A 708-nucleotide genomic window follows, 5' to 3' on the forward strand; every position below is an offset into this window, starting at 1 on the left:
CGCACATCCAACAACGAACCGGGATAGTCATCGCTGATCGCGCTGATCCGCGGCACACCGGCCAGCCGAAGCAGCAACGCCAACGGCAGAGGCGACTGATGGAAACTGGTGAACACCACCGCCTCCTCAGCGCCCACCGCAGCCAACCGCTCACACAACAACCGCATGTCAGCCGCGTCCACCGCCTCCGGAACCGGATCAATCCACGGCAACCGGTGCTCAATGACCTCATCCACACCCGGCAACAACTCCGCCGCCGCCCGACCACGCGGCCCACACAACATCACCACCCGCCGCGCACCGGCGGCCACCGCACGAACCCCCGCACCCGTGACCAACACATCCCCGGCCGAATCCGACCGCACCACCAACACCGTCCCCACCCGCGCCGCCGCATACACCAACCCCGGCGCCGGCTTACGACACCCACACCCCGCACCATCGTCATGCGGACACACCAACCACGCGTCGAACGGCCCCAACAACTGCTCCACCCGCGCGTGCACCGCCCGCATCTGCGCCTCGCAGAACAACCCCCGCGCCAAACCCGACTGATTCGTCACCACCGCCAACCGCAACCCCGCCGCCCGCAACCGGTCCAACGCCACCCGCGCCCCCGGCACCACCCGCACCTTCTCCGGATCACCGTTGTACGGCACGTCCTCCACCAACGTGCCATCCCGATCCAGCAACACCGCGTCGAACAGG

General features: G+C 68.1%; 1 protein-coding gene. It reads right to left on the bottom strand.

Annotated elements, in window-relative coordinates; genetic code table 11:
- A partial coding sequence (locus ACSNOB_RS31930; protein WP_436691156.1) for a D-glycero-alpha-D-manno-heptose-1,7-bisphosphate 7-phosphatase occupies window positions 1–707 on the bottom strand: 707 nt, incomplete at its 3' end.
- Between the last annotated feature and the right edge of the window lies 1 nt (window position 708).

The sequence above is a fragment of the Micromonospora sp. URMC 106 genome, assembly GCF_051386395.1.
Classification (GTDB): Bacteria; Actinomycetota; Actinomycetes; order Mycobacteriales; family Micromonosporaceae; genus Micromonospora.